General features: G+C 33.4%; 18 protein-coding genes and 1 other RNA gene. 12 read left to right on the top strand and 7 right to left on the bottom strand.

Features of this window, described 5'->3' with window-relative positions; all coding sequences use genetic code 11:
- The first annotated feature begins 116 nt into the window (after window positions 1-116).
- Window positions 117-2,300, top strand: a complete 2,184-nt coding sequence (locus ACFS3A_RS18470; RefSeq protein ID WP_379827046.1) for a response regulator — start codon at window positions 117-119, stop codon at window positions 2,298-2,300.
- Here the strand turns inward: ACFS3A_RS18470 and ACFS3A_RS18465 are convergent.
- On the bottom strand, window positions 2,297-3,544 hold the full coding sequence (locus ACFS3A_RS18465) for a DEAD/DEAH box helicase (RefSeq protein ID WP_379827045.1): 1,248 nt from the start codon (window positions 3,542-3,544) through the stop codon (window positions 2,297-2,299). The two genes, ACFS3A_RS18470 and ACFS3A_RS18465, sit on opposite strands and share 4 nt — an antisense overlap.
- A 135-nt stretch (window positions 3,545-3,679) precedes the next feature.
- A complete protein-coding gene (locus tag ACFS3A_RS18460) occupies window positions 3,680-4,717 on the bottom strand; it encodes a formimidoylglutamase (RefSeq protein WP_379827044.1) in 1,038 nt (345 codons plus the stop codon).
- 98 nt (window positions 4,718-4,815) lie between these two features.
- Between ACFS3A_RS18460 and ACFS3A_RS18455 the strand changes: the two genes are divergently transcribed.
- Entirely contained in the window at window positions 4,816-5,694 is an 879-nt protein-coding gene (locus tag ACFS3A_RS18455) for a hypothetical protein (RefSeq protein ID WP_379827043.1), read from the top strand.
- An 81-nt stretch (window positions 5,695-5,775) separates the two neighbouring features.
- Here ACFS3A_RS18455 and hutI read toward each other — a convergent pair whose 3' ends face one another.
- Both hutI and ACFS3A_RS18445 read right to left on the bottom strand, forming a co-directional pair.
- Entirely contained in the window at window positions 5,776-7,014 is a 1,239-nt protein-coding gene (gene hutI / locus ACFS3A_RS18450) for an imidazolonepropionase (protein ID WP_379827042.1), read from the bottom strand.
- A 95-nt stretch (window positions 7,015-7,109) separates the two neighbouring features.
- On the bottom strand, window positions 7,110-8,162 hold the full coding sequence (locus ACFS3A_RS18445) for a glutaminyl-peptide cyclotransferase (protein ID WP_379827041.1): 1,053 nt from the start codon (window positions 8,160-8,162) through the stop codon (window positions 7,110-7,112).
- An 88-nt stretch (window positions 8,163-8,250) separates the two neighbouring features.
- On the opposite strand from ACFS3A_RS18445, the gene ffs reads away from it, so the two are divergent.
- The 5 genes from ffs to ACFS3A_RS18420 all read left to right on the top strand — a co-directional run bounded on the left by ffs (window position 8,251) and on the right by ACFS3A_RS18420 (window position 11,038).
- An RNA gene (ffs, locus tag ACFS3A_RS18440) (signal recognition particle sRNA small type) lies at window positions 8,251-8,348 on the top strand.
- 178 nt (window positions 8,349-8,526) lie between these two features.
- Complete coding sequence (locus ACFS3A_RS18435) at window positions 8,527-9,330, top strand: SDR family oxidoreductase (protein ID WP_379827040.1); 804 nt, start codon at window positions 8,527-8,529, stop codon at window positions 9,328-9,330.
- Between the two features lie 4 nt (window positions 9,331-9,334).
- Complete coding sequence (locus ACFS3A_RS18430) at window positions 9,335-9,532, top strand: hypothetical protein (protein ID WP_379827039.1); 198 nt, start codon at window positions 9,335-9,337, stop codon at window positions 9,530-9,532.
- A gap of 265 nt (window positions 9,533-9,797) precedes the next feature.
- Window positions 9,798-10,454: a fructose-6-phosphate aldolase gene (gene fsa / locus ACFS3A_RS18425; RefSeq protein ID WP_379827037.1), complete on the top strand. Its 657-nt coding sequence runs from the start codon at window positions 9,798-9,800 to the stop codon at window positions 10,452-10,454.
- Window positions 10,455-10,543: 89 nt separating this feature from the next.
- The gene (locus tag ACFS3A_RS18420) at window positions 10,544-11,038 is read left to right on the top strand and encodes a hypothetical protein (RefSeq protein ID WP_379827036.1); all 495 of its coding nucleotides are present in this window, start codon (window positions 10,544-10,546) and stop codon (window positions 11,036-11,038) included.
- A gap of 115 nt (window positions 11,039-11,153) precedes the next feature.
- On the opposite strand, the gene ACFS3A_RS18415 is transcribed toward ACFS3A_RS18420, so the two are convergent.
- From ACFS3A_RS18415 to ACFS3A_RS18405, 3 genes are all read right to left on the bottom strand, one after another.
- Window positions 11,154-12,623, bottom strand: a complete 1,470-nt coding sequence (locus ACFS3A_RS18415) for an MFS transporter (protein ID WP_379827035.1) — start codon at window positions 12,621-12,623, stop codon at window positions 11,154-11,156.
- Between the two features lie 174 nt (window positions 12,624-12,797).
- Window positions 12,798-13,499 carry a LytR/AlgR family response regulator transcription factor gene (locus ACFS3A_RS18410; protein ID WP_379827034.1) on the bottom strand — a complete coding sequence of 234 codons (702 nt, stop codon included), beginning with the start codon at window positions 13,497-13,499 and terminating at the stop codon, window positions 12,798-12,800.
- Window positions 13,489-14,469, bottom strand: coding sequence for a sensor histidine kinase (locus tag ACFS3A_RS18405; protein WP_379827033.1), 981 nt, complete (start codon window positions 14,467-14,469; stop codon window positions 13,489-13,491). The genes ACFS3A_RS18410 and ACFS3A_RS18405 overlap by 11 nt, the downstream gene beginning before the upstream one ends.
- 346 nt (window positions 14,470-14,815) lie before the next feature.
- Here ACFS3A_RS18405 and ACFS3A_RS18400 point away from each other — a divergent pair, with 346 nt between their 5' ends.
- The 5 genes from ACFS3A_RS18400 to ACFS3A_RS18380 all read left to right on the top strand — a co-directional run bounded on the left by ACFS3A_RS18400 (window position 14,816) and on the right by ACFS3A_RS18380 (window position 24,939).
- A complete protein-coding gene (locus ACFS3A_RS18400) occupies window positions 14,816-18,001 on the top strand; it encodes a SusC/RagA family TonB-linked outer membrane protein (protein ID WP_379827032.1) in 3,186 nt (1,061 codons plus the stop codon).
- A gap of 12 nt (window positions 18,002-18,013) precedes the next feature.
- Entirely contained in the window at window positions 18,014-19,531 is a 1,518-nt protein-coding gene (locus tag ACFS3A_RS18395; protein ID WP_379827031.1) for a SusD/RagB family nutrient-binding outer membrane lipoprotein, read from the top strand.
- A 58-nt stretch (window positions 19,532-19,589) separates the two neighbouring features.
- Complete coding sequence (locus ACFS3A_RS18390) at window positions 19,590-20,615, top strand: glycosyl hydrolase family 18 protein (RefSeq protein WP_379827030.1); 1,026 nt, start codon at window positions 19,590-19,592, stop codon at window positions 20,613-20,615.
- Between the two features lie 171 nt (window positions 20,616-20,786).
- On the top strand, window positions 20,787-22,724 hold the full coding sequence (gene nagB / locus ACFS3A_RS18385) for a glucosamine-6-phosphate deaminase (RefSeq protein ID WP_379827029.1): 1,938 nt from the start codon (window positions 20,787-20,789) through the stop codon (window positions 22,722-22,724).
- A gap of 151 nt (window positions 22,725-22,875) precedes the next feature.
- Entirely contained in the window at window positions 22,876-24,939 is a 2,064-nt protein-coding gene (locus ACFS3A_RS18380; RefSeq protein WP_379827028.1) for a beta-N-acetylhexosaminidase, read from the top strand.
- Window positions 24,940-25,068 lie beyond the last annotated feature (129 nt).

Below are 25,068 nucleotides of genomic sequence, written 5' to 3'. Positions count from 1 at the left end.
TAAGAATAAGGTTTTTTGGATTTAAGAATCTAAAAAATAATTGAAAAGCTGTATTTTTATATGAAATACAGCTTTTTTTTATTTTAAAGTGTATATTTGATAAAATTAGCCGATTAATGCCCCCAATACGGATTTTTTTACTTTTACTTTTTGCACTGAATTGCTGTGCCAATTCGGCAATATCTCAATCTAATTGTAACAAAGATCCTAAACTCGACAAGCTCGTAAAAAAAGCACTTCTGAACTTCAGGGAGTCTAATTTCGAGCAATCACTCAAAATTTCAAGAACTGCGCTAAATGCTGCAACTTTAAATAAAGATTATTGTCTGATGTCTCGTTCATACAATATAATCGCAGCCAATTATAACGAATTAACAGACTTTGATAAGGCTGTTTTTTTCTATAAAAAAAGTCTATACTATGCCGGTAAAACCAATAATGATTCTTTAAAAAGTAATGTCTATAACAATTTAGGCAATATGTATTGTTTTGAAAAGAAACAGTTTGAAGAAGGAATTCGTTATTACAAAAAAGCAGTTGCTTATGCTTTGAAAATTAATGACCTAAAAGAAGTATATTTCACTAACGTCAATATTACGTGGGCCTATTTTGATATCGAAAATTATGAGCAGGGCTATCTTTTTCTCAAATATATAAATAGCGCTAAAAATAAATATAGTGACGGATCTACGGAGGTTATTGTTGATATGCTCAATGGTGTTTATTTAAGTCATAAAAACGAAAATACTGCTGCCAATATTTATTTTTTAAATGCAATTGAGGCCGGTAAAAAAGCTCAGGAAAAAACGGATCTATCCAGCGTTTATTTAGAATATTCAAAGTTTTTGAATAAGATTAATAAACATAAAGAAGCCTATAAAGCGTTACAGGATTATAATGCTATCTCGGAAGAAATTTATAGTGTAAAAAAACTTAAAAAAGCTTCAATTGCCGGAATCGGACTTGAGCTGGATGAATATAAAAGGCAAATCAATAAAATAGAAAACGAAAAAGTTGAGCAATCTCAAAGTCTTAAAAAATCAAAGATTATTGTAATTCTGTTTGTACTTATTTCTCTAATTCTTTTATTTTTAATTATTACTTTAATCAAAAATATTCGATTTAAGAAAAGACATAATTTAGAGCTTGTAAAAGCAAAGGAAATTGCAGAGGAAGCTTCTTTATTAAAAACACAATTTATTTCGACTATAAGTCATGAATTACGTACTCCTCTTTATGGTGTTGTCGGAATAACGAATATGCTGCTCGAAGAACATAAAGAGCTTTCCAGAAGTCAACATTTGAGTTCGTTAAAATTTTCGGCCAGATACCTTTTGTCTCTGGTTAACGATATACTTCAAATTAATAAAATCGAAGAAAATAAAATCGTTCTTGAGAATCTGACTTTTAATATTTCAGACGAAATTACTGTGATAAAAAATTCACTTTCTTTTCTTTCCCAGAAAAACAACAATAGAATTTCAATCGAAATTGACCCTGATATTCCGGAATATTTAATTGGGGATAAACTTCGTTTATCTCAAATTTTAATGAATTTAGTCAGTAATGCACTTAAATTTACTAAAGACGGACAGGTTGAAATAATTGTCAAATTAAGTAAAGTTGATGGAAAGATGAACTACCTGGATTTTCTGATTCGTGATAATGGGATTGGAATTGCAGTGATAGACCAAAGTAAAATTTTCGACAAATTTGTTCAGGTTGGCAGAAAAGAAGAAGATTATCAGGGCACCGGACTTGGATTAAGTATTGTAAAAAGGTTGTTGGGATTGTTTGGAAGTACCATTATGCTGGATAGTGATCTTGGAAAAGGAACTTCGTTTTCGTTTGAAATTGCATTTGAACATGATCTTGCTAAAACAAAAAGTATTATTGATGAGATTGAGGTTGATCTAACTTCTTACGAAGTTTATAAAATTTTAGTTGTAGAGGATAATCTGATCAATCAGCTTGTTACGAAGAAGATTATTGAAAAGAATAATTATGCCTGTAAAGTAGTTGATGATGGTTTTGCTGCTCTTAAAATTTTAGAAGATGAAGTTTTTGACTTAATTTTAATGGATATCAATATGCCTTTGATGAATGGCTTTGAAACTACAAAAAGAATTCGTCTTGCAGGAATAGAAACGCCAATTGTAGCTTTAACTGCTTTTGATAAAGATGAGATAACAGATGAAGCGCTTTCGTCTGGTATGAATGATATAATTATTAAGCCTTTTGAGCCTGTTAAATTGTTTAAAATAATCAATTATCTTATAAAAGAAAAAAACGCTGTTTAGTACCAGCGTTTTTTGTTTTTCTTAGAAGTATTTGATTTTCTGGATTTATGAGCGCCACCGCTTCTGTTTGAGCTTTTTGGCTTTTCTCCGGCTTCCGGGCTTCCTGAATGCCATTGATACGGATGATCTGATATTGTTTTTACATCGACTTTTATTAGTTTCTGTATATCCTTCCAATAAGGCAATTCGTCTTTGCCGCAGAAAGAAATCGCAATTCCGCCATTTCCTGCACGACCTGTACGACCAATACGGTGAACGTAAGTTTCAGGAATATTAGGTAAATCAAAATTGATTACATACGGCAATTGCTCAATGTCAATTCCTCTGGCGGCAATATCTGTTGCAACCAAAACACCAACTTCTTTATTTTTAAAAGCGTCTAAAACTCTTTGTCTTGCATTTTGAGATTTGTCTCCGTGAATTGCTTCAGCAGGAATATCTTTTTTACGAAGGGCTTTTACCACATTGTCTGCACCATGTTTTGTTCTCGAAAAAACAAGTACATTGGATAAGTTTTCTTCTTTTATTAAACTGTACAATAAGTTTCTTTTTTCTGTTTTATCTACAAAATAAATGCGTTGTTCTACATTTTCTGCTGTTGATGAAACGGGTGAAACTTCTACTTTTTCAGGATCTTTCAAAAACATTTCTGCCAGCTCACGAATAGCGATTGGCATTGTAGCAGAGAAAAGTAAAGTTTGTCTGTTTTTAGGTGTAAGTTTTACGATTTTTTTGACATCGTTTATAAAACCCATATCCAGCATCTGATCGGCTTCATCTAATACTAAAGTGTGCAGATGATCTAAGTCCAGAAAACCTTGTTTGTGAAGATCTAATAAACGCCCGGGAGTAGCAACCAAAATATCGATTCCGCTTTTTAAAGCATCAACCTGTGGATTTTGTGAAACGCCTCCAAAAATAGTCAGTTGTGTTAAATTGGTATACTTAGCATAAGTGTCAAAACTTTGTCCAATTTGAACCGCTAATTCTCGTGTAGGTGTAACTACAAGGGCACGAATCTGTTTTGCTTTTTTTGATGAACCAACAATTCTATGTAATTGATGTATTATTGGGATGGCAAATGCTGCCGTTTTTCCTGTTCCTGTCTGCGCACAGCCAATTAAATCACGTCCATCTAAAACTATAGGAATTGATTTTTCCTGAATAGGAGTCGGATTTAAATAGCCTTCTTCAAATACGGCTTTTTGTATACTTTTTGAAAGTGATAAATCTTCGAATAACATATCTTAGGTATTAAGTATTTTAGTTTTAGGTACTAAAATGCCGTGCAAAGATAGTTTTATTCAGCCAATCGTTTGTTTGAATTGGCTTTTATTTGGCAAAACCACTTTGTTTTTGAATTTTATCTGTATTCTTAATTAGTCTTTTTCGATATTTGCTTTGATGAAATCGGTAACCAAATAGCCAATAAGTTTTCCAATTAAATTGTTATTCGGAGAATCGTCTAAATCTGGTGCGCCTTCACAGATATGAAGATAAGCTGCATTTTTATGTTCGGCAAAAAAGGAAACAAATTGCCTTAGTTCTTCTACAGAAAAACCACTTATTGTCATAGCGCTGCTGGCAATATTAGGAATGGCGTCTAAATCAATTTCAATTCCAAAAGCATCATTTTTGACAAAATCAAGGGCAGAAATCATTTCTCTGTTAAAGTCTTTTTCTTTTCTGATATTCACACTGTCGTAAGTATTGTAACGAACCCGGTCTTCTAATTTTTTGATGATATCTAAAACGCTCTTTGAAGTGTAATTTTCATGAAGTCCAAAAATGAAGTATTTTTTTAAAAAACCTTCTTCGTAAGCGTATGAAAATCCGTTACCGCTGTGGCGTCCTTCTAAAATCCTAAAATCAGAATGAGCATCAAAATTAATAGCGTTTACCGGTTTTCCTTTTGCTAAAGCGGCGCCTTTTATATTTCCGTAAGCATTATTATGACCACCTCCAATAATAATGGGTATTTTTCCTGCTTTGATTATAGTGAAAATAATATGAGATACTTCCTTGTCTATTTTTTCTACTAGCTGACTTAGTTTAGAACGATCGTCAATATCATTAAAATCAAGATTTTCAACTTCACGCATTTCATGAGCAACATTAATTTGTCCTAAAATGATGATGTTGCTTCCTTTGCAGAATCGATTATGTTGGATATTAGCAATACTTTTTATGGCACATTGCCATGCAGAAGCTGCTCCGGGTCTTCCGTAATTGGCACGAACACCAATGTCTTCAGGAATTCCGAGAAGTACATATTTAGCTTCACTTTCTTTAAGAAAATTAACCTTGTCAGCTCCTGGGGGGATGACGATCATTTTTTCTCCAAACTTTAATTCACCGCTTCGATGATTTGTGACTTTTGCTAAATCATTTATAGTGAAAGGGATTAATTTCTCCATTAAAAAAATTTATTTTCCAAAAATAATATAATTGTAGAAACTTACGTTATTACCTTATATTAATTCTTAAATTTGTTATTAAAGAAAATTTTTTAAATATGGAAAACCCAAAGAACAACAATTCAAGTCTAAAAGCTGTAATCGCAGTTTTAGCAGTCCTACTGATTGGTAGCTTAGTGTATATTTTTAAATTGTCTTCTGATACAGAAGTAGTTAAAACGGAACTTACCACAACTTTAACAGAGAAAGAATCTGTAATGAAAGATTTACAGGAATTAAAAGCTACTTATGATGCTGCAATTGCTGAAAATACTTCTATGTCTGATGAATTAATTCAGGAGAGAGACAAAGTAGTTGCTTTAATGGATGATTTAAATAAGTCTAAAGGTGATGTTTCTAAATACAGATCTCAGGTTCAGGCAATGCAAAGTAAAATGAAAACTTTGGTGGCTGAAAATGATGAGTTGAAAAAACAAAACGGAGTTTTAACTACTCAAAGAGACAGTACAATTGTAGTTTTAGGAGAATCTAAAAAATACAATGAAGTATTAGTTGGTCAAAACGAAGAATTGGCTAAAACAGTAGAAAGAGGTTCTAAATTATCAATTACGAACACAAAAACGGCAGCTTATAAGTTAAGAAGTTCAGGTAAACAAATCGAAACAGATAAAGCAAGTCGTGCTGATATCCTGAAAATTAGTTTTACTATTGCTGAAAATCAAATTGCAAAATCTGGAGATAAAACGTATTATGTACAAGTTATTGACGCTAAAAACAATGTGTTAGGCGAAAAGAAAACAGAAAGTTTTGGTGATAATTCATTGACTTATAGTTTTAAAACTACTGTAAAATATGAGAATAAAACTGTAAACGTAAGTGAGGATCTTCCAGGAAAAGATTTTGCAAAAGGAACTTATTTTATCAATGTGTTTGATAATGATGAATTAGTTTCTAAAAGCAGTTTTAGTTTAAGATAATCGAGCCGAAGGTAAATACCACCTAGATATTAAAGGTCTGTGATTTTCACAGACCTTTTTTTATGAATTAATGTTTTCGAATTATTCCAGAATTTTCCCTTCAACAAAAACAGATTCGATTAAATTGCTTCCAAAAGCATACGGAATCTGATAATAGGAAGAAATAGGTTTAGTTAGGATTAAATTGGCTTTTTTGCCTTTTGTAATACTTCCATGAGTTTTTGAAAGGCCCATCGCGTAAGCCCCGTTTATTGTTGCAGCATTGATAGCTTCTTCCGGAGTCATTTTCATTTTGATACAAGCTGTTGCAACCACAAAATTCATGTTTCCAGATGGAGTAGAACCAGGGTTGAAATCTGTTGCTAATGCTAAAGGAAGTCCTGCTTTGATCATTTCGCGGGCAGGTGTATACGGAATGCTTAAAAAATAAGAACAGGAAGGCAAGGCTACCGGCATTGTTTCAGTTCCTTTTAAAGCTTTAATATCCTCCGGGGTCATTATTTCTAAATGATCGACAGAAAGTGCGTTAAATTTAACTCCAGATTGAATGCCACCGATAGAATTGAATTGGTTCACATGAATTTTTGGCTTTAAACCAAATGCAATTCCTGCTTCCATTATTTTTTCGGTTTCTTCTACTGAGAAATAACCGCTTTCGCAGAAAATATCAACGTAATCAGCAAGGTTATTTTTAGAAATTTCCGGGAGCATTTTATTGATGATTTCATCCAGATATCCTGCTTTGTTTTCTTTATAATGGGTTGGAAAAGCATGGGCTCCAAGAAAAGTTGCTTTTATGGTAATTGGATAGTTTTCTGCTAATTTTTTAATTACACGAAGCATTTTTAATTCTCCATCAACTGTCAAGCCGTAACCTGATTTTATTTCGACTGCTCCTGTTCCGAGATGCATGACTTCTTCTAAACGAACTTTTGATTGCTCGTAGATTTCTTCTTCAGAACTTTCGTTTAGTTTTTTAGCAGAATTTAGAATTCCGCCACCGCGATTGGCAATTTCTTCGTAAGACAAACCGTTAATGCGATCTACAAATTCCTGCTCACGATTTCCAGCATACACAATATGTGTATGGCTGTCACACCAAGATGGGAGGATTACCTTTCCTGCCGCGTCAATTATTTTATCAGTTTTGATTTCAGGAAGGTTTTCCATTGAGCCGAAATCTTCAATCAAATTGTTCTTTATGATTAAAAAGGCGTTTTTAATAGTTGGAAGTTCAGCCATTTCTGCTCCACAAACTTTGTTAACTGAAGTTTTACGTACCTGAAGCAGTTCTTGTATGTTTTTGATTAAAGTGATCATTTGTAAGTATTGTTATAAAACACAAATTTCACAAATTATCACGAACTAATTCGTGTAATCTGTGAAATTCGTGTTTTTGATTTTTTGTTTTTGATTTATTCTGTAACTGTTATTTCAAACATTTTGCTCCAGTTTTTACCTGTTACAAAAATAGTTTTAGTTTTAGGGTTGTAAGCAATTCCGTTTAAAACGTCATCTTTGGTAATGTCATCCATAGATTTACGAAGGTCTGATAGGTTTAAAATTCCTTCAACAGCTCCATTTGAAGGATTTACAACAGCGATTGCATCTTTAAACCAAACGTTTGTGTAGATTTTTCCATCAATCCATTCCAATTCATTGATTGCTTTAATTTTTGTGTCTCCTGAATAAACATTAATATAGTCTATCATTTTTTGAGTTGCAGGATCTACTTTCCAGATTTTTTCAGTTCCATCAGTTTGGTAAATGTATTTACCGTCATTTGTCATTCCCCAGCCTTCGATATCTTTTTCGTAATCAAAAGTTTTTTCCAGTTTTAATGTTTTGGCATCATAGATAAAACCTTTTTTGTTTTTATACGTTAATTGAAATAATTTACCGTTTATAAAAGTTATTCCTTCTCCAAAGTATTGCTGGTCAAGATCGATTTGTTTAAAAACTTTACCTGTTTTATAATCGTATTTTTTAATGAAGGAAGCTCCTTCTTGTCCAGTGCTTTCATATAAAGTGTCATTATAAAATTCAAAACCTTCAGTAAAAGCTTTTTTATCGTGTGGATAAGTATTAACCAATTTATACTTTAATGCTTTTGGCTGTACATCAGAGACTACTTCGATTCTTTTAGTAGCATCAGAAGAATTTCCATCAAAGTATACAGTAGCTTTTAGGTATTGATAACCTAATTTTTGATCTATTAATTCAAATCTAAATTCTTGACCACCTTTTGTGCTTCCAACTCTTTGGTCGTTTATGAAGTAGGCAACGCTGTCGATTTCTTTCGATTTTGGGTTTGAAATTCCGATTGTAAGTGGATCTTTTTGCGTAAAATGTGCCGGAAATGCAGAATCATCGATAGTAAATAAAGAATTTTCACTTTTATTTTTATCTCCGCATCCAATTAATGTGATTCCTAATAAAATGACAGTTAGGAAGTTATATTTTTTCATAGTTTAAAATTTGAATAATGCAATATACGATGATATTTTTATAGCAGCAAAGCTCTTGCAAAAATATAAAAAGGTTGTATATTTGCACCGGCAAGTCCTACACGACCAGCTCCTGCAGACTCCCCCAGGATGGGAACATAGCAAGGGTACGCGGTTGAGCGGTGCGATGTAGGTCGCTTGCCATTTTTTTTTAGAATTAATTTAATTTGTAATCTTCCTTTTCAGGAGGATTTTTTTATTTTTACCCTAGCTGAAGTTAGATGTTATTGATTAGAAGTTAAAAGTTGAGTACTTTCTATGTAACTCAAAATATAACCAATTCCCAAAACTTATAACTCATAACCCATAACCTATAATTAAAAAAATGAGTAAAGTCGTTTTAATTACCGGAGGATCATCCGGAATTGGAAAATCTATTGGAGAATATTTACATCAAAAAGGTTTCGTTGTTTACGGAACGAGCAGAAATCCTGAGAAAGTTTTAAATTCTGTTTTTCCATTGGTTGCTTTGGATGTTCGAAATTCAGAGTCTATTCAAACAGCAGTTTCTAAAATTATTGAAACTTCTGGCAGATTGGATATTGTAATCAATAATGCGGGAGTTGGGATTACCGGACCTTTAGAAGAAATTCCGACTGAAGAAATTAGAAATAATTTTGAAACTAATTTTTTTGGACCAATTGAAGTTATGAAAGCTGCGCTGCCACAAATGCGCAAACAAAATTCTGGACTTATCATTAATATTACTTCTATTGCCGGATATATGGGACTTCCTTACAGAAGCGTTTATTCTGCATCAAAAGGAGCTTTGGAGTTGATTACTGAAGCTATAAGAATGGAAGTGAAGTCTTTTGGTATTGAAATTACAAATGTTGCTCCCGGCGATTTTGCGACTAATATTGCTGCCGGACGTTATCATGCACCGGTTATTAAAGATTCGGCTTACGAGAAAGTTTATGGAGATGTTTTGGCAACAATGAATGATCATGTCGATGCAGGAAGTAATCCAGATGAAATGGCTGAAGCTGTCTACAAAATTATTCAAACAAAGAAGCCCAATGTGCATTACAAAGTGGGTGCTTTTATGCAGAAGTTTTCGATTGTTTTGAAACGTGCGCTTCCAGATAAAGTTTACGAGAAAATGTTAATGAACCATTATAAATTGTAGAATTATGGAAAAATTTATGGAGTATTTACCAACTGTTTTTGGTGTTTTAGTTTTGCTTATTATTTGGTTTGTGATTCGTAGAATTTTGGGAGATGTCAGTAATAAAATCAATAATTCTGAAAGTTATAAAGAAGATACTTTGAGAGTTTTGGAAGAGATTAGAGATGAATTGAAAGAATTGAATAGAAATAATTCTAAGTAATTATGAAAATAGTGTATTCAACTGCTATTTTTTTGAGAACGCTCTTTTTTTATTTAGAGAAAATACTTGCAAAATATATTAAGTTGTTTAAAAATGTAAAAAATACACTTATTTTTAACAATTAATTTCAAAATGGTTTTGATTTTAAAAACGTTATTGATATTGATTTTGTAATTTTGCAGCTAGATTTTATTTAAATATTTTATTTGAAGAAAAAATCGCAAAACATAATACGAACAAACCATTTTTAATTAAACAAATAATTATGAAATTTTTTATAGACACAGCTAATTTAGCTCAAATTAAAGAAGCACAAGCTTTAGGTGTTTTGGATGGTGTAACAACAAACCCGTCATTGATGGCGAAAGAAGGTATCACTGGTAAAAACAACATTTTAAAGCATTATGTTGATATTTGCAATCTTGTAGAAGGAGATGTAAGTGCAGAAGTGAATGCGCTGGATTTTGAAGGAATGGTAAAAGAGGGTGAAGAGTTAGCTGAACTACATGACCAAATCGTTGTAAAACTTCCAATGACTAAGGAAGGGGTTATGGCGGCAAAATATTTTTCTGATAAAGGAATTAAAACTAACGTGACTCTTGTTTTTTCTGTAGGACAGGCTCTTTTAGCTGCTAAAGCGGGTGCTACTTATGTTTCTCCTTTTGTAGGTCGTTTAGATGATATTTCTACAGACGGATTAAACTTAATTCAGGAAATTAGGGAGGTTTATGATAACTACGGCTACGAAACTCAAATTTTAGCAGCTTCTGTACGTCATACAATGCATATCGTAAACTGCGCTAAAATTGGTGCAGATGTTATGACTGGACCACTTTCTGCAATTTACGGATTGTTGAAACACCCATTGACAGATATCGGTTTAGCTCAATTCGTAGCTGACTTTGAAAAAGGAAACAAGTAATCCTTAGATACTTATAAAATTTAAATCGTCTTTTCCTAACTGGAAAAGGCGATTTTTTTTACTTTTATATGAATCTTAAATAGCTGATTATGAAAGTAGTATTAGTTGTGTTGTGTTTTTTTGTTGTAAGTTTTTCTGTAAATGCTCAGGCAAAAGTAATTACTTCAGTCAATGGTGCCGGCGATGTGGCAACTTATGAATTGGATTGCTCTGTGAAGTTTCAAAGTCTGGCAAAAGGGCTTCGGTATAATATTACAAGGCATGAATTTAAAGGGCCAGAAATGAAAAACAGTTACAGGCTTCTTTTGGTTATGGATGGTTTTTATTCTAAAACGTTGAATAAGGAAATGACGATTTCGGCAGTTCTGAATGACGGAACTGTTTTGGAAGCCAGAAAGATTATTGAAGATGATGGTTTTTTTGATGGCGCCTGCACTTTGAAAATAAAAGATCCTCAAGCGCTTTTAAAGGCTAATATTGATAAGGTTATTGTTAAGGCTGATAAAGATGTTGTTTATACGATTTCGGCGCAAAATAAAGCTGTTTTTAAAAAGAATCTGGAGAATGTTATGAATGCGAAGTAAAAAGGTTCTGAGATGCTATCCCGACTAAGGTTGTTTGTTTTTGAATAAAAAAAATCCAAATTCCGTTTTTTAAAATTGGAATTTGGATTTTTTTATATTGTATTTTTATTTTTTTTTAGTGTCCGCCACCACCGCCTTCAACGTGGTTGATACCTTGTTTTTTTAAGATTTTAGGACAGTAGAATCCGTAGAATCCTAAGTATGCAAAACCAAGAAGCGGTACGATATAAGAGAAATGTGTCCATGTAATTCCGAAGATTCCTCCTTGATGAGAAATATCAAAATCGCAGATACTTCCCTGAACTAATGGGATAACTCCACCTCCAAGAATCATCATGATTAAGAAAGAAGATGCTTTTCCTGTGTTTTTTCCTAATCCTGCGATCGCTAAATCGAAGATAGAAGGCCACATAATAGATAAGAATAAACCTCCTGAGATAAAGAAGAATTTAGCAATTTCAGGATTTGGCCAAACTAAACCTAATACCATCATTAATAATCCTGAAATACCAAAAAGCATTAAAGTTTTTCCGGCATTTTTACCACCAACAAAACTTACAGCAATAAATAGTAAAATCCAGATTGGGTAGATATAGAATGAAGAAACGTCATGTGCTGCAAAAATGTTAGCTCCAATAATTACTCCAAATGCTACAGCAGGAACGATAAATTTAAGTGCCGTGTTTACTAAGTTTGAAGTATTAAATACGTTTACACCACCATTCCAACGACCAATCATTAAACTTCCCCAATATAGTGCTATAAATGGAGCAATGGCATCTTCAAGTACATTTCCAAACTCGCTAGTGTGTAATAGAGCTGGTAAATTACTGATGATCGTTACTTCTGTTCCTACGTAAATAAAAATTCCTAACATTCCAAGGTACAATTGTGGGTAATCCAGAATATTAAATTTGCTATGAGGTTCTTTAATAATAGCTTCTTCCTCTTTTTCAGGATCTTCAATTTTAGAGAAGTTCATAAAAATTGCCACAGCAATAAAAGCAAGACCAAGAATAATAAAAGGTAATTTAATATCTTCTAATGAAAGAGCTGTTTTTTTATTGTCACCCATTCCAAACAAAGCAATTCCTAATAGGATAGCTCCAATTGTTGTTCCGAAAGAGTTAATACCCCCAGCAAGTGTTAAACGGTGTGCCCCAGTGTTTGGGCTTCCCATCTTAATTGCTAACGGATTTGCTACGATTTGCTGGATAGAAAATCCTAAACCAACCGTAAATAAAGCGGTTAAGAAGAAAGGAAAACTTTCCATTGTTGCAGCTGGAATGAATAAAAATGATCCAACAGCAGAAAGAAGTAATCCAGCTGAAAGTGTTCTTTTGTAGCCGAACTTTTGGAGTACGTCAAGCTTTAAAGAAACTAAAAAGAATATAATTGATCCAACGAAGTACGCAGCGTAAAAGGCCCAAGCTACTAATTGTGATTGTACTTGCGATAATGTAAATACTTTTTTGAATACTGGAATCAGGATGTCATTGGCAGAACCAACAAAACCCCAAAAGAAGAACACGATTATCAACGAGATAAACTGCCCCCATTTGGTTTGCACATTTTCTGAACTCATAAGAATAAGGTTAATTTTTTATTTTATTGTTTTTTGAAGACCGTAAATATATTTGTTAGGATTATCAAAAAAAAATAAAAAGGTATAAATAATGTTAAATTTATACCAACGACACTCTTTTTTCAACAAAGTGTTAATTTTAACCTCTTTAGAAAATGTAATTGATAAAAAAAATTATTCTAAAATTTTATTTTTGACCTCTTTGCTGTAGTTTCGGCCTATTGGAATGTTGTAAGATTGTATCTGAACACGGTTTCCCTCAATAGATTTTACCTTATTTAATGCAATGACATAAGATTTATGTATTCTAAGAAAGCGTTCTGCCGGTAATTCTTCGGATAAAGATGTAAGAGATTTATGGGTAATATAGGTTTTATCAGGTGTTACAACTTTAATATATTCTTTCATTCCTTCGACAAACAGAATTTCTTCAATATTAATTTTCATCATCTTTTTGTCAACTTTAATAAAAATATGAGAATCGCCTTTTGCAGTTTCTACTTTAATATTGTTTTTGAGATTGTATTCGGTTGTAATTTTATGGATGCATTTTATAAATCTCGGAAGCGGAATAGGTTTTACTAAATAATCCAATACATCCAAATCATAGCTTTCGGCTGCAAATTCCCTAAATGCAGTTGTAATGATTACTTTGGTTTTGCTTTCGATTAAACTGATGAGTTCAAAACCGGTCATCATGGGCATGTTGATATCTAAAAAGACGGCATCGACAGGAGTACTGTTGATAAAATCCAGCGCCTCTAAAGAGTTGTTGAATGTTGCAATAACTTCAAAATCTGTAAAATTGGTAAAATAATTTTGCAGGACTTTGATTGCTAATGGCTCATCATCAATTAACACGCATTTAATCTTCATTATGAGTAGGTATTTGTAATCTGGTTATATAGAAGTTTAGTTTGGTTTTTTGTTTAAGACTGAAATTGTTTCTGTAAATGAGTTTTAGTCTTTTTTTTGTATTGACTAAACCAATTCCACGTTTCTGTTTGTGATTTTGTGAAATTACAAAATTATTTAAGATTTCAAAATCGAGAATTTTATTGTCTATAACTTTACAATTGATTTTGATTTTTAAGTTTTTGTTATTTAGGCCACCATGTTTAAAAGCATTTTCGACTAACGAAATAAAGATTAATGGTGGTACAACCACGTCTTCAATATCCGATTCCAGATTTATGGTTACTTCTACATTTTCGAAACGAAGTTTTTCAATTTCAATATAATTTTGAATATAATCGATTTCTTTTATTAACGGTACAAATTTGGTTCCTTTTACGTCATAAAGGACATATTCCATTAAATTAGAAAGTTTAATGATTACGTCTGGAACTTTTTTGGAAGATTCTAATGATAAGGCGTACAGATTATTTAAAGTATTAAAGAAAAAGTGGGGCTGAATTTGATTTTCCAGATATTTTAATTTGATTTTAAACTGATTTTCTCTCAATGATCTATTTCTTTCTCTTTCTCGCAACCAAGTTAAAGTAAGGTATACAGAAGATGCCATTGCCAGAACATATAGCTCTCCAATACAAACCGCTACAATATGGTTGATTTCAAATGGATGATATTCTCTGTTAGCTTCGGGCCAGATATTTTCAGATATAATATAATAGGTTAATGCTGTTTTAAGAAGATAAATAGCAAACAAACTGGCAAGTAGTAAAAAGGTGTATGTAATATATTTTTGTTTTAAAACATATTTCGGAACTAAAACGAATAAATTAAGGTACACTAAAGGAATAACCAAAGAAAACTCAATTATGTTTGATTTGAATGCGTATGGATAATCATTAAAGTAAGCTCCCCATCTTAAAAAGTTCAACATAAAATATACCCCCCAAAACCAAATATGATTTTGCAGTTTAATGTCAAATTTAACTTTTCGGATTTCTTTCAATTCGTTAGAGTAGTTAGATATTTTAGGTTTTTCTTAACAATGGTTAATTATTGTGCAACTTTAAACAATTAAAGGCAAAGTCACAATTTTTTTAAATAAAATTTCGCAAATAATCTTAAAAGGTGTTTTATTTTTTAAATAGAACGTTTTCGTAAAACGCATTATTGAATGATTTATGTCGTTCGTTTAAATTTTGTTGTCGTTGGTTTAATTTATTTTTTTTAACAATGTCTTAAGAATAATTTTACTTCATAACTAACAAAATAAAATAAACATGAAAAAAATTTTCTCAATCTTTATGATTGTTTTTACGGCGCAATTTATGTTTGCCCAGGTAAAAACAGTCAAAGGTTTGGTAACAGACCAAAAAGGTTTGCCATTACCAGGTGTGACGGTTCTTATTAAAGGATCAAACAAGGCAAGTCAGACTGATTATGATGGATTGTATACAATTCAGGCATCTAAAAATGATGTTTTAGTATTTTCATACATCGGATTTAAATCTCAGTCAGTTACTGTAACAGATGCTACACAGCTTAATGTTTCACTTGCTGAGGATGCTCAAAACCTTAATGAAGTTGTTGTAACGGCATTAGGTATCAAGAGACAGAAGAAAGAACTAGGTTATGCTGTTCAGGATGTAAAAGGAGACCAGTTAAACAAAGTAATCACTACAAATGTTGCGACAGCACTTTCTGGTAAGGTTGCCGGTGTTGACGTATCTATCCCTGCAACAGGTGTTGGTGGAAGTACCCGTGTTATTATTAGAGGTATTTCCAGTATTGGCGAAAGCAATCAGCCACTTTACATTGTTGATGGTGTGCCAATTGATAACTCTGGACTGAATAACGATCAGGCTGCAACAAGTAAATGGTTCGACGGTAGAGATAGTGGAGACGGAATCTCAAGTATCAACCCAAACAATATTGAAAGTTTAACGGTACTTAAAGGTGCGGCTGCTGCGGCTTTATATGGTTCCAGAGCGTTAAACGGGGTAATCTTAATTACAACGAAAAAAGGAAGCAAAGGAGCATTAAAAGTAGAGCTTAACAGTGGTGTAAGCTTTGATCGTGTAAATGCTAAATATAGTGATTATCAAACAGAGTATGGTTCAGGTTCTAATGGGCTTTTACCAGATCCGGCAAGACCTACTGAAGTTTATAGTTATACTACAAGTGCATGGGGACCTAAATTTTCCAACACAGTAGGGCAGCAAGTTGTAATATTTGATGGTTCTATGAAACCTTATGCAAAAGTTGATAACAATATTCAGGACTTTTTTAGAACAGGAGTTACAATGACAAATGGTGTTTCTGTATCTTCAGGAAGTGAAAATGCGTTTGTACGTTTTGGATACAATAATTTAAAAAATGATGACGTAATTCCTAATACAGGTTTAGAAAGAAATGATGCAAGCTTAAATGCAACATTAAAATCTGAAAAATTCACTTTGGATGCTAATGTGAACTATATGGTAGAAAACACTAATAATAGACCAGGGTTAGGAGATTCTCCGAATAACGTTGGGTACGCTTTAAGTGGTTTGGCGCCAAATATTGATCAGGCATGGTTGAAAAATTCTCAAAATCCGGCAACTGGAGGAATGTATCAATGGAATAACAATGTGTACTCATTGAATCCTTACTGGATTGTAGACCAAAATCATAATGCCACTAAGAAAAACCGTTTTATGGGTAATGTTACAGGAACATACCAGTTGAAAAAATGGGTTGGATTAACTTTTAGAACAGGTTTAGATACTTATACTTTTGACTCTAAAGATTTTATGGAAGGTGGAAACACTTGGCCAGGAAGAGATAATGGTTATTTAGGAATTGAAGGAATTAAAGTTTCTGAAATGAATACAGATATCATTGCAACTTTCAGCGATATTAAACTAGCAAATGATTTTACTTTCTCTGGAATTCTTGGTACAGGTAGAAGAGATTTTAGAAGAGAGCAAAACTCCAGATTCGCAACTAACATTATAGAGCCTGGAACAGAGTATATTAGTAACTTCTCTAATCAGACAGAAAATGCACCGTTGGAAACAAAAACAAGAACGAATTCAGTTTACGGTTCTGCAAAATTTGACTACAAAGGATATTTATATGCTGAATTTACAGGTAGAAATGACTGGTTTAGTGTAATTAACAAAGATGCTTTTTATCCGGCAGCTTCTATGGGATTCATATTCTCTGACGCACTAGGACTTCAAAGCGATACTTTCTCATACGGTAAATTAAGAGGTTCCTGGGCACAGGTTTCAAATGCTCCGGGCGCTTACAAAAATGCATTAAATTATACAACTTACTCTTCTTATAACGGAGGAAGTGTCGTAAACATTAAAAATACTTCTGCACCAAATCCAAATTTAACATACCAATCTAAAACAGGAGTTGAGTTTGGTCTTGAAACTGCTTTCTTCAAAAACAGATTAAGAGCTGATATTACAGTTTATCGTGAAGATACTTCAGATCAAACGATTGATTTGCCTTCATCTGCAACATCAGGATATGAATTTATCTCTGTAAATGCTGGTAAATTACGTAACGAAGGTATTGAGGTATTCTTATCTGGTACACCAATCAAAACGAAAGATTTTGAATGGGGAATTGATTTGAACTTCTCTAGAAATAAAAACTCAATCGTGTCTTTACATCCAGACATTGACACTTATACAATTTCTGAGGCTCGTTGGGCTGGAGCAGCAATCGTAGCTCAGGTTGGAGGACAATACGGAACTATTATGGGGAAAGATTTCTTGAGAACACCATCTGGAGAAAAAATTGTAGGAGCAAACGGTATGCCTCTATTTACAGACAATAAAGTTGCTTTAGGAAAAGGTCTTCCTGATTGGGCAGCAGGTTTAACAAACCGTTTTTCTTATAAAGGAATTACACTTCAATTCTTAATTGATATGAAATTTGGAATGGATGTATATTCTATGACAAATGCACTTGCAGCTCAAAAAGGTCTTTTGGATATTACAACTGAAGGAAGAGATGCTTACAACGAAGCAAGAGCTCAGGCAGTTGCAAATGATCCAAACTTTAGCCAGTCAACTTGGGTTCCTACTGCTGGTTACGTAGTACAAGGAGTTGTTAATACAGGTACAGCAGATAATCCAAATTATGTGGCAAATACAAAACCTGTAAATCCTCAGGATTATTGGAGCACTGTTTTCAACAACACACCGGCACCGTTTGTTTATGATGCTTCTTACGTAAAACTTAGAGAGGTAAGTTTAGGATACACAATTCCTGGAAGTGTTTTCGCAGGATCAAAAATTAGCTCAATCTATGTTTCGGCATTTGCCAGAAATTTATTGACTTTTAATAAAGATTTACCAAACGTTGATCCTGAATCTATGTATACTTCAGGTAATGGACAAGGTTTTGAGTATGGTTCTTTACCATTTAGAAGATCGTATGGTTTTAATCTTAAAGTTACATTCTAAAAAATAGAAATTATGAAATTTAAAAATATAATATTAGCTGCACTTGTAACTTTTGCTACGGTAAGCTGTACAGACAATTTTGACGAACTGGAAAAAGATCCGGTTGCGTTATCTGCAAACCCTGCAGGACAGCTTTCATTTACTCAATTGTGTATGTCTGGTGACGGATACTACCAATGGAGAGCCAATCTTATCTATTCCGGAGGATTCGTGCAACACTACGCAGGAGCATGGAATGTAACAGAATTTGGAAGTAAGTTTAAGAAAAACGATGACTACGCGACAGCAATATGGAGAAATGGGTATGCTAATGAATTAAAAAGCATCGTAGACGTTATTGAAAAAACAAGCGGAAAAGCCGACATGGTAAATATGAATGCTGTAGCAAAAATCATGAGAGTAATGATTGCACAGCGTATTACAGATTTATATGGCGATTGTCCTTATTCAGAAGCTGGTCAGGGTTTTTCTAAAGGAATTGTTACACCAAAATATGATAAACAAGAGGATATTTACAATCAGTTCTTTGCCGAATTAGAAGAGGCTTTTGTACAATTAAATGCTGGTGGCGGTGATATTAAAGGAGATTTATTCTACAATGGAGATGTTTCTAAATGGAAGAAGTTAGCCAATACAATTCGTTTGCGTTTAGCAATGAGAATTTCAGAAGTAAAACCGGCTGAAGCAGAAAAACAAGCTAAAGCGGCATTTCAAAATGGCGTTTTCGAAAGTAATCTGGATAACTGTATCATGAAACATTTAGATTATCCTTTCAATGATACTCCCGGAGCACTTGATTTTAGAGGAAACGGTCTTTCTTATGCACTTATTGGAAATGAAAACGGAGACCATTTTAGTACTGTAATGATTAATTTCTTAAAAAATAATGGAGACCCTAGATTAACAATGCTTGCAACTCCAAAAACTGGTGGTGAAGCAGGTGGAACTCCTGTTCCGGGAGAAGATTTGTACATAGGAAATACTCCAGGGCTTTTTCAATGGGAAATGAAGGGTGGTTCAAACGCTATATCTGGAATTCAGCCTTATTTAAAATTAAGGACTACACCATTTTTACATGTAAGCTATTCAGAATCACAATTGTTATTAGCTGAAGCTGCATTTAGAGGATGGGTTACAGGTTCAGCAGCTGATTATTATAAAAAAGGTGTTGAAGCGGGTATCAGACAATTAGAAATTTATGGTGCTGCACCAGCAACTCCGGCAGCAATCAATACTTATTTGACTGCTAAGCCTTTAGTTGCAGGATCTGAAAAAGAGCAAATTGCAACACAGCTTTGGGTTACTTATTTATTCAACAGTATCGAAGCATATTCAAACTGGAGAAGAACAGGATTTCCTAAGTTGCTTCCAATTACAAATCCGGATTCTGAAACAAATGGTGTTACACCAACACGTTTATACTATCCAAATGATGAAATGCAAAAGAATGGAGCTAACTATACAGAAGCTTTATCCAGAATGGGAGGAACAAACGACTGGCTGAACAAAGTTTGGTGGGATGTAAACTAAAAACAAACCAGAGTTATGCCTAATAAGGTATTATTTAAGTCTAATTAAGATCAAGATTATGAGTAAAAATAAAGCCTTGTTAGGCATCCTCTTTTTTATAAGTTCGCTTATTTCTGTTTATAGCTGTACTTCTCAAAAAGATTCAGAAAATGATGATGTTAAACAAAAAAATGCCAGAGTTGTAGGATATTTATCTTCGGATAATTTTGATAAAATGACATCAATTCAGTTTTGTAAATTGACACATCTAAATGTGGCATTTGCAAATCCTGATAAAAACGGAAATATTGTTTTTTCAGGAGATATTGATGCACTTATTAAATATGCGAAATCTGTTAACCCGAAAATCATAATTAGTATTTCTTTAGCCGGAGGAGTAATTTCGGCAGAACAGGCATCAAATTGGTCCTGGTTAATTGATAAACCTGAAAACAGGCCGGCCTTAATTCAAAACATTATAAATTTTGTAGAGTTTCATAAGCTGGATGGTGTTGATGTAGATTTAGAATGGGATGCCGTAACAGTTGGCTATAGTGGCTTTGTTCTGGAATTGAAAAAGAGTATGACGGAACATAAAAAGCTTTTAACAGCTGCACTACCAAATAATTCCCGTTTCGAAAATATAAGCGCTGAGGCTTTAAATGCCTTCGATTTTATTAATGTTATGGCTTATGACAGCACCGGGCCTTGGGCACCAAATAAACCTGGACAGCATAGTTCTTTTGTTTTTGCTAAAGAAGGGATTGAGTTTTGGCATAAACTGCAAAATGTTCCAAGTGAAAAATTAACTCTTGGGGTTCCTTTTTATGGTTACAATTTTACTTTCCCAGAAGTTACAAGTTCAAAATTTAGTGATATTGTCGCAGCAGGAAAGCAGTTTATAGAACTAGATGAAATGGGTAAAATATACTATAATGGTAGACCAACTATTGCACAAAAAGTAGAATATGCTGCTCAAAATACAGGAGGAATTATGATTTGGGAATTGTCACAAGATTCTTTTGATGAATATTCTTTGTTGGAAGTGATTCATAAAAAATATACTTCTCTAAAAGTCAAAACTACAGGTCTTTGTGGCAATTAAAAAATAGTCAGCTAATTTGAAGATTTTAACATGGCTGGCTGAAACAAACATCAAAAAAATAAAAATCATAAGGTTTTAAGTTTGGTTAGTAGTAAATAGTATAGGCGGTTAAACCTGTCTATACTATTTCTTAAAATCAGAATGGTAATTACTTACAAAAAAAGAAAAGAAATGAAAGGTGCTTTAGATATAAAACCTGATATCAGTTACAAAAGTGCTGGAAAATTTGAAGAAACCCGATTTGAAAAAATCCATAATGAAATCTTCAAAAATTCTATAGAAGCTTCTGTAATTGTAGCACAGGAAATTGCGCAGCTAATTCGATCAAAACAAGAGAAAAATAAATCTTGTGTTTTAGGTCTGGCTACAGGTTCGTCTCCTATAAAAGTTTACGAAGAACTGGTGCGAATGCACAGGGAAGAAGGACTAAGTTTTAGCAATGTAATCACTTTTAATCTGGATGAATATTATCCAATGACCAAAGAGAACAATCAGAGCTATCATTATTTCATGCATCAGCATCTTTTTAATCATATTGATATCAGGCCGGAAAATATTAATATTCCTGATGGTACAGTTGCGATTGAGGAAATTAATCAATATTGTATTGATTATGAAATGAATATTAAAAACGCAGGTGGTCTTGATTTTCAATTATTAGGAATTGGACGCACAGGACATGTTGGTTTTAACGAACCAGGTTCACACATCAATTCAGGAACCCGGATTATTACATTAGATCATATCACAAGAGTTGATGCTTCGTCAGCTTTTAATGGGATTGATAATGTCCCGAAACGTGCCATTACCATGGGAGTTTCAACAATCATGAGATCAAAGCGAATTGTTTTGATGGCATGGGGACAAAATAAAGCCGATATCATTAAAAGAACCATTCAGGGCGATATTAGTTCAGAGGTTCCGGCAACATTTTTACAAAATCATCCTAATGCAACTTTTGTTTTAGATCAGTCTGCGGCTTCAGAATTAACCCGCTTTAAAACGCCTTGGCTAGTTGGTGAATGTCTTTGGACACCTGAATTAAAAAGCAAAGCAATTGTTTGGTTGTGCCAAAAAACGAAACAGTCTATTTTAAAACTGACCGATCGTGATTACAATAACAACGGAATGTCTGATCTTCTGGCGCAGGAAGGTTCTGCTTATGATATGAATATTAATATGTTCAATATTTTACAGCATACCATTACCGGTTGGCCGGGAGGAAAACCGAACACAGATGATTCGCATCGTCCTGAAAGAGCAAATCCGGCAAAAAAAAGAGTCATTCTTTTTAGTCCGCATCCGGATGATGATGTAATTTCTATGGGAGGAACTTTCTCAAAATTAATCAAACAAGGTCATGATGTACATGTAGTGTATCAAACCTCCGGAAATATTGCGGTTTCAGACGAAGAAGCTTTAAAATTTGCAGAAGTAGCCAGTGATTTTACAGGACATGATGGTGCGGATATTAATTTTAAAGAAGTAATTAAATTTCTAAACAATAAATCAGAAAACCAAATTGATTCTTTGGAAGTTCGAAAATTAAAAGGACTTATTAGAAGAAGAGAGTCCTATGGAGCAACAAGATATATTGGTTTAAAAGATCAGAACACACACTTTTTAGATCTTCCTTTCTATGAGACAGGACAAGTGAAAAAGAATCCGTTAGGGCCTGAAGATATTGCCATTGTAAAAGATATTATTGCCAAAATAAAACCACATCAGGTATTTGCTGCCGGAGATCTTGCAGATCCGCACGGAACACATGAGGTTTGCTTAAATGCGATATTTGCCGCACTAAAAGAACTTAAACCGGAACCGTATATGAATGACTGTTGGTTGTGGCTTTACAGAGGTGCCTGGCACGAGTGGGATATTCATGAAATTGACATGGCTGTTCCATTAAGTCCATCAGAAGTTTTATTGAAACGTCATGCTATTTTATACCATCAGTCTCAAAAAGACAGGGTTATGTTTCAGGGTAATGATTCTAGAGAATTCTGGGTAAGAGCAGAAGATCGCAATAAAAATACAGCCATTTTATACGATGAATTAGGTTTGGCTGAATATGAAGCTATAGAAGCTTTTAAACGTTTTGATTACTAACTATTTTTTACGATTCGTTTGATAATGAATTGAGTAACAAAATTCAGATTGATCTCATTGCGAAAGTGAGGTAAAGCAGAAATTGGTCTGAGTTTTGTTTTTTTAATAAATTTAGGATACTTAAAAACTATCCAAACCAAAAAAAAGAAAAATGAAATATCTATTTGTACTATTGTTTGCGGGCTTATCTACAAGTGCTCAGATTAAAAAAGAGCAGCTCAATCTTATGCCCTGGCCTCAGAGTGTTGTTGTTAATGACGGTAATTTTGCCTTAACTAAAAGTTTTAAAGTAAATATTACCGGTAATCCGAATCCAAGAATTTTTGGAGGTGTAACGCGTTTCTTGCGCCGCTTAGATGGTAGAACTGGTATGTTTTTTCAACAAGGATTTATTGAAAAGTTAAATGAACTTCCAAATGCAGAATTGCAAATCAATTGTACTAAAAGTGGTAAAATTGGTTTGTATGAGGACGAAAGTTATCATTTAGATATTACTTCGAATAAAATTATGCTTAACGCATCAAGTGATTTAGGTGCTTTGCATGGTTTGGAAACCTTATTACAAATGCTTCAGAACAATGCAACTTCTTTTTATTTTCCGGCTTCAAAGATTTCTGATTTTCCAAGATTTACCTGGAGAGGCTTAATGATTGATGCTTCAAGACATTTTCAGCCAGTTGATGTAATTAAAAGAAATATCGATGCACTGGCAGCAATGAAAATGAATGTTTTTCACTGGCATTTGGTTGATGATCAGGGCTGGAGGATTGAAATGAAAAAATACACAAAGTTTATCGAATTAGCTTCGGATGGACTTTATTATACACAGGAAGAAATTAAAAATATCGTAAAATATGCCGATGAGCGTGGTATTTTAATTGTTCCGGAAATAGATGTTCCGGGTCACGGATCGGCAATACTTACAGCTTATCCTGAAATAGGAAGCAAAGTGATCACGCTGACTGGTGGAACTTCAGAAAAAAATATTCAGGGAACCGCAATTGCGACCTATGGAATTGAAAGAAATGCGGGTATTTTTTCGCCAACATTAGATCCTTCAAATCCTAAAACATACCAAATTTTAAGTGGCGTTTTTGATGAGGTTTGTCCTTTATTTCCAGGAGCTTATTTCCACATTGGAGGAGATGAAAACGAAGGGAAAGACTGGGATGCAAATCCGAAAATTCAGGAATTTAAAAAGAAACACAACTTAAAAACCAATCACGAATTACAGACTTATTTTACCATGCAGTTAGCTCCAATGTTAAAAAAACATGGAAAACAGTTAATGGGTTGGGAAGAAATCTTAACGAAAGATTTGTCTAAAGAAGCCATTGTACATTCGTGGAGAGGTCCAAATGAAGGTATGACTGCGGGACAATCTTTAGTGGATGCTGTTAAAAAAGGATATAAAACAGTTTTGTCAAACGGATATTACATTGATTTGATGTATCCAATTGCAAGCCATTACTTAAATGACCCAATGCCAAAAGTTGCTTTAACTGCAGAAGAAAAAGCAAGGATTTTGGGTGGTGAAGCCACAATGTGGACTGAATTAGTAACATCAGAAACAATAGATTCAAGACTTTGGCCAAGAACAGCTGCAATTGCAGAAAGACTTTGGTCTGCAGAAGATATTACAGATGTTGAAAATATGCGTAAACGTTTAGAATCAATTTCTTTTAGATTAGAAGAATTAGGAATTACACACATTCGTAACAAAGATGTGATTCTTAGAAATATCGCAAACAATCAAAATATTAAAGCACTGGAAGAATTTTCGTTAGTAAGCGAACCGTTAAAAGGTTACACTCGTAACAAAGGCGGAACAGAATATCAAATGTATTCTCCGTTTACTTTATTCGCAGATGCCTGCGGTCCGGATGCAAAAGATGCTTTAGCATTTGATGCTGCCGTAAGCCAGTATTTATCAAATAAATCTCCTGAGAATAAAGCCAAAGTAGCAGGATTTTTTAATAAATGGATTGGCGTGCATAAAGAATTAACGGAATTAAGTACAAATGCTCCTTTGGTACAGCCAATATTGCCATTGTCAAAAAAACTAAATGATGCTTCACAGGAATTATTATTGGTTTTGGATAATAAATCGGCTTTGAAAGCAGGTGATTTGAAAAAGTTAGTGGAAGATTGTAATACAAAAGATCATGCAGATGTTGAACTGGCTGTTTATACAAGCTTGAAAAAATTATTGTAAAATTAGTTTGAATTAGTGTTTAGTATTTATTGCTTTTATTAATTTAAAATGATTTATCTCTGCCGGAAATACTCTGGCAGAGATATTTACAAAAGATATTTTTCTAGTCGATTAGGACTGGATATAGAT

Origin of the sequence: Flavobacterium notoginsengisoli (genome assembly GCF_042686225.1) — a bacterium.
GTDB classification, from domain to species: domain Bacteria; phylum Bacteroidota; class Bacteroidia; order Flavobacteriales; family Flavobacteriaceae; genus Flavobacterium; species Flavobacterium notoginsengisoli.
Note: the sequence above shows the minus strand (reverse complement) of the source record. Positions and strands in the feature narration are given on the sequence as shown.

Coding starts and splice junctions, on each gene's coding strand:
- ACFS3A_RS18405 (WP_379827033.1), bottom strand. CDS start 14,469: ATGTTGAACTTTTTAAGATGGGGAGCTTACTTTAATGATTATCCATAC.
- ACFS3A_RS18460 (WP_379827044.1), bottom strand. CDS start 4,717: ATGGAGAAATTAATCCCTTTCACTATAAATGATTTAGCAAAAGTCACA.
- ACFS3A_RS18390 (WP_379827030.1), top strand. CDS start 19,590: ATGAGTAAAAATAAAGCCTTGTTAGGCATCCTCTTTTTTATAAGTTCG.
- ACFS3A_RS18420 (WP_379827036.1), top strand. CDS start 10,544: ATGAAAGTAGTATTAGTTGTGTTGTGTTTTTTTGTTGTAAGTTTTTCT.
- ACFS3A_RS18415 (WP_379827035.1), bottom strand. CDS start 12,623: ATGAGTTCAGAAAATGTGCAAACCAAATGGGGGCAGTTTATCTCGTTG.
- fsa (WP_379827037.1), top strand. CDS start 9,798: ATGAAATTTTTTATAGACACAGCTAATTTAGCTCAAATTAAAGAAGCA.
- ACFS3A_RS18410 (WP_379827034.1), bottom strand. CDS start 13,499: ATGAAGATTAAATGCGTGTTAATTGATGATGAGCCATTAGCAATCAAA.
- ACFS3A_RS18380 (WP_379827028.1), top strand. CDS start 22,876: ATGAAATATCTATTTGTACTATTGTTTGCGGGCTTATCTACAAGTGCT.
- ACFS3A_RS18455 (WP_379827043.1), top strand. CDS start 4,816: ATGGAAAACCCAAAGAACAACAATTCAAGTCTAAAAGCTGTAATCGCA.
- ACFS3A_RS18435 (WP_379827040.1), top strand. CDS start 8,527: ATGAGTAAAGTCGTTTTAATTACCGGAGGATCATCCGGAATTGGAAAA.
- ACFS3A_RS18445 (WP_379827041.1), bottom strand. CDS start 8,162: ATGAAAAAATATAACTTCCTAACTGTCATTTTATTAGGAATCACATTA.
- ACFS3A_RS18395 (WP_379827031.1), top strand. CDS start 18,014: ATGAAATTTAAAAATATAATATTAGCTGCACTTGTAACTTTTGCTACG.
- ACFS3A_RS18400 (WP_379827032.1), top strand. CDS start 14,816: ATGAAAAAAATTTTCTCAATCTTTATGATTGTTTTTACGGCGCAATTT.
- nagB (WP_379827029.1), top strand. CDS start 20,787: ATGAAAGGTGCTTTAGATATAAAACCTGATATCAGTTACAAAAGTGCT.
- hutI (WP_379827042.1), bottom strand. CDS start 7,014: ATGATCACTTTAATCAAAAACATACAAGAACTGCTTCAGGTACGTAAA.
- ACFS3A_RS18430 (WP_379827039.1), top strand. CDS start 9,335: ATGGAAAAATTTATGGAGTATTTACCAACTGTTTTTGGTGTTTTAGTT.
- ACFS3A_RS18465 (WP_379827045.1), bottom strand. CDS start 3,544: ATGTTATTCGAAGATTTATCACTTTCAAAAAGTATACAAAAAGCCGTA.
- ACFS3A_RS18470 (WP_379827046.1), top strand. CDS start 117: ATGCCCCCAATACGGATTTTTTTACTTTTACTTTTTGCACTGAATTGC.